Annotated in this window: 8 protein-coding genes and 1 pseudogene; 6 read left to right on the plus strand and 3 right to left on the minus strand. The window is 47.7% G+C overall.

Features of this window, described 5'->3' with window-relative positions; genetic code table 11:
* Positions 1-379 (minus strand): permease (locus PLA23_RS11405; RefSeq protein ID WP_324475266.1); only part of this gene is annotated, 379 nt, incomplete at its 3' end.
* 418 nt (positions 380-797) lie between these two features.
* On the opposite strand from PLA23_RS11405, the pseudogene hgcC reads away from it, so the two are divergent.
* A pseudogene (hgcC, locus tag PLA23_RS13840) lies at positions 798-1,001 on the plus strand (HgcAB-associated protein HgcC); the annotation flags it as partial.
* 76 nt (positions 1,002-1,077) lie between these two features.
* Complete coding sequence (locus tag PLA23_RS11410) at positions 1,078-1,212, plus strand: hypothetical protein (RefSeq protein WP_324328853.1); 135 nt, start codon at positions 1,078-1,080, stop codon at positions 1,210-1,212.
* A 28-nt stretch (positions 1,213-1,240) separates the two neighbouring features.
* On the opposite strand, the gene PLA23_RS11415 is transcribed toward PLA23_RS11410, so the two are convergent.
* On the minus strand, positions 1,241-1,987 hold the full coding sequence (locus tag PLA23_RS11415) for a GntT/GntP/DsdX family permease (RefSeq protein ID WP_324328854.1): 747 nt from the start codon (positions 1,985-1,987) through the stop codon (positions 1,241-1,243).
* Complete coding sequence (locus tag PLA23_RS11420) at positions 1,984-2,289, minus strand: hypothetical protein (RefSeq protein ID WP_324328855.1); 306 nt, start codon at positions 2,287-2,289, stop codon at positions 1,984-1,986. Before PLA23_RS11420 ends, PLA23_RS11415 begins: the two co-directional genes overlap by 4 nt.
* A gap of 260 nt (positions 2,290-2,549) precedes the next feature.
* Between PLA23_RS11420 and PLA23_RS11425 the strand changes: the two genes are divergently transcribed.
* The 4 genes from PLA23_RS11425 to PLA23_RS11440 form a co-directional block, all read left to right on the plus strand.
* On the plus strand, positions 2,550-2,831 hold the full coding sequence (locus tag PLA23_RS11425; protein WP_324328856.1) for a hypothetical protein: 282 nt from the start codon (positions 2,550-2,552) through the stop codon (positions 2,829-2,831).
* Entirely contained in the window at positions 2,795-3,226 is a 432-nt protein-coding gene (locus tag PLA23_RS11430; protein WP_324328866.1) for a DUF169 domain-containing protein, read from the plus strand. Before PLA23_RS11425 ends, PLA23_RS11430 begins: the two co-directional genes overlap by 37 nt.
* Before the next feature lie 112 nt (positions 3,227-3,338).
* Positions 3,339-3,575: a thioredoxin family protein gene (locus tag PLA23_RS11435; RefSeq protein WP_324328857.1), complete on the plus strand. Its 237-nt coding sequence runs from the start codon at positions 3,339-3,341 to the stop codon at positions 3,573-3,575.
* Positions 3,575-3,712 (plus strand): putative zinc-binding protein (locus tag PLA23_RS11440; protein ID WP_324475267.1); only part of this gene is annotated, 138 nt, incomplete at its 3' end. The genes PLA23_RS11435 and PLA23_RS11440, both read left to right, overlap by 1 nt.

The following is a 3,712-nucleotide window of genomic DNA, read 5'->3' on the forward strand; positions in this document are numbered from 1 at the left end:
AGAAGGTGATTGCAGCATAAATCAGGGTAGGCACTAGACCGAATAGTGCCAGGAGCAGGAAGAAGATGACCGGATTGAGCAGGGGGGACGCGATCAGGAAAGAGTACGCTATCCCAAACGGCACGCCGACATCAAGTAACCCGACCAGGATCGGGATAGTCGAACAGGAACAGAACGGGGTGAGTGAACCAAAAAAAGCCCCGAAGATATTCCCGACTCCCCGGTGCTTGCTCGTAAGGATGTTTCTGATCTTCTCTTCAGGTACATACTCCCGGATCAGGCCGACCAGAAAACTGATCCCGATAAAAAGGATCACCAGTTCAACGGTGATCACGAGAAAGTACTGGCCTGCCGTAACGATATCGTTGATAGCGGTCATGTGAAGAGTTCACCGCCGCAATCAGGGATGCAGATTAATCGTGATGTTTGCATATCGGTACAGAACCGGGTGCTCAGGTTTGAGAACCCGGAGTTGGGTAAAGAAAAAAACATTGATACCTTCCTTTCATTCAATCATGCATGTCTCCTCATCGATACAAACCGGTACAACTCCGGCGCTTTGATGAAAAAAAGGAAGGTGGATCAGCACCCCAGCCCATACACCACTGACAAAGAGCCACGATTACATCAAGTCCAATATTTCAAATACAACTGAGATAATAATAGACAGGTGAGATATTTATCAATATCTGTTTCAGATTTGGTTGAACCATCAGGAGGAATGAATGAAAAAACTACCCAATCCCCCAGTTTCACTCCCGGGTTCATAGGTAGGGTCTCAATCGTATGAGGTAAAAGCAGTACTTACCATCGATGCCAGAGGGCAGATCGTCATTCCTAAAGATATCAGAATGCGGGCTAAAATTCAAGAGGGAGATAAATTCGCCCTCATATCCATAGGAGATAAGAATGATATTTGCTGTCTTACCTTGGTACCCGCAGATCGGTTATCTGAAAAAATGCCAGACGTAATGCGCCATATACTCTCAGGAAAAGATTGAAAGTGAAATGCCCGCTCTTCCGTGCGGCAAATTCTAATTCAATAAAATTTTAAATGTACACAGTACATATCTACTCATGGCTGAGAAGAAAGGTTTCTTTGAGAAGTTTTTCGGGAAAAAAGATGCAGAGTGTTGTTGCTGCGGCCCGAAGATTGTACCAAAGAATCAGGCCTGCTGCGATAGTGAAGAGAAGGAAGAGAAACCAGAATAACTTTTTTAGAATTATTTTTGCATTTCTGTTATATTGGAAAGAACCACTGGATTCCCAGTGCAATCCCACAGGTCATGAATCCAAACGCAATCTGAGGTAGCGTGTAATAGGTAAACACCCGTTTCACTTCATCACCGGTCTCACGGTGTAACAACCAGAAATACGGATTAGTCACAAAACACATCACTCCCGCTCCTGCAACGATCATCAGGAAAGGCGCAAGCGGATTCATCGTCTCCGGAAGAGTTGTTCCGGCGAGAAGCAGGACGGTTGTGGATGCGGTGACGATACGTGAACCCTGAGCGGTCTGGATTAAAGCGGCGAGAATAAACGGAGTCAGGATTATCGGAATGAACGCAGACTGCCCGATTATCTGCAATGCATCCTGGGTAAAGGTGGAACTGGTGATGGCAGATCCGAGAGCTCCGGCTCCACAGATATCAAAGATAACAACCCCTGCATGTTTTGCCCCGAGAACAAACCCGGTCCATCGGATTTGTGGACTGGCAATACATGCTGAGGTTACCATCCCGATGAGCATAATAAACTGAACCAACCCAAAATGGCTGAGGTTGAGGATGAAAAGTCCAATGAGGGTACTCACAATGATGGCAATAAAGGGAGCCCAGGCTCTTGGGTGAAACCGGATTAAAGAACGAGGATATAATTCTGATTCTTCTTCATCCGGTTCATGCGTTCGTCGTTTTCTCACCAGGAGGATTATCGGAACGAGGAAGAGGAGTGAGAGAGGAATTGCAACCAGATCATAGGTCAAGGGGAAAGGGTCGAGGCAAATGTCTCTAAAAGTGAGAATGTCACCGGTGTGGGATACACGTATGCGACTCCGACAGCACTCCCGATAGCAACCAGATACATCAGATCTGTCTGTCGTTTTTTTATTGCAGTAAAATGAGTCGTGACCGGTGAGAGGATCATGAATGCGGTGATGGGACAGGTTGATGGAATTCCCACAATGTATCCCGATATTGCTGATATAATCGAAGGGAAGGCGATTTGCCCTCGCAGATCAGAGATGATCCCCTGGATATAGCGACCTTCAGCGAGATATTTTGCCATGACCGAACCGGCAAGGATTGGGACTCCCAGAGAATAAAAATACTGGCTGAACCTTTTGAGATCTGATCGACGAGAAGAACCGGCTAAGTGCCCACGGCAGTCCCAAAAACCATGGCTCCCCCAATCAAGGAGATGAATGGGGGGATTTTGTATTTGATTCCGAGAATTGATATGAGGATGATTACGATCAGAAAGATTACGATTGAATACACTGGGGTGTATTCATCCGATGGTATAACAACATCAATGGATGAACAGAATTGCACGATCTGATCATCACCAGGTTATTTTTTGGGATTTGGAACCATAATTCGTTTGCTTCGACGATGAGCACCATTCTTGGACTGAACGGATCTCCGGTCGGAGTCAGAATCGTTCAGTCAGGAGAGAAACCGGAACTTGAAGATCAGAAAATCCCGATGCGGTTCTGCCAGGCGTTGATGCGGGCACGGCACGGGCATTCGGATTCAAACCGCTGCCTGAGCCACTCCGGACCGGGAAAGGACTGGCGGGATTTGGAATCGTCTCTGATGAGACCGTAGCACAGCATATGTTTGAAGGAATGACTACCCTGACGCCGAATTCAGTTATGCGAATTGAAGTGTTCCCTTTGACTGATGCCAAAGTAGTACCTGATGTCGTAATTATTGAGGATGAGACCGAGCGGCTCATGTGGATCCTGCTCGCAAACCTCCACACCCATGAGGGGAAACGGGTGCAGGGATCAACAGCTGTTCTTCAGGCGACCTGCGTGGACTCGTGTATCATTCCGTTCCGTGAGAACCGGCTGAATTACGGCCTCGGGTGTTATGGATGCAGGGATGCAACCGATATGGGACCGGGAGAGGCGATTGTCGGATTTCCGGCAGAGGAGATGAGTGGAATCGTCTCACATCTCCAGTACCTGGATAAAAGCATTGCCACACTCCCGGGGTAAACATGCTCTTGCTGCTTTTATGAAGGATCACACCGGAGCCGGGTGCTCCTCTCTGTGATACCCTTATATGGTTTTTTTGTGAATCTAATACAATTCAAAAAATGGTGAAATAATGAAAATCGAAGTATTAGGCACGGGATGTACAAAATGCAAACGGATGTTTGACAACGTGAATGAGGCAGTAAAGAAGGCAGGTGTACAGGCAGAGGTTATCAAAGTTGAGGAACTGAACGAGATCGTAACCCGGGTGGTTCTGATGACCCCTTCCCTGTTTATTGACGGGGAAGAGGTGGTCACCGGCCGGGTCCCGACTGTGAATGAACTGGTAGAAATTCTCCAGGGGGCATAATGGCAGAGCAGGCACCCTGTTCCTGCGCAGGCGGGGACAAATCACGGATTATCTTCCCCTGCTGCGGGCAGGCGAACACCGGTCAGATCACGAATGCAGCTGCTATCCAGCTTGATGAGGAAGGATACGGAGGATAT

It is taken from the genome of Methanospirillum sp., assembly GCF_035406105.1.
In the GTDB taxonomy this organism is placed as follows: Archaea; Halobacteriota; Methanomicrobia; order Methanomicrobiales; family Methanospirillaceae; genus Methanospirillum.

What these genes read in the sequence shown, in the direction of transcription:
- PLA23_RS11410 (WP_324328853.1), top strand. Translation starts at nt 1,078, where the DNA reads ATGGCTGAGAAGAAAGGTTTCTTTGAGAAGTTTTTCGGGAAAAAAGAT.
- PLA23_RS11420 (WP_324328855.1), bottom strand. Translation starts at nt 2,289, where the DNA reads ATGGCAAAATATCTCGCTGAAGGTCGCTATATCCAGGGGATCATCTCT.
- PLA23_RS11435 (WP_324328857.1), top strand. Translation starts at nt 3,339, where the DNA reads ATGAAAATCGAAGTATTAGGCACGGGATGTACAAAATGCAAACGGATG.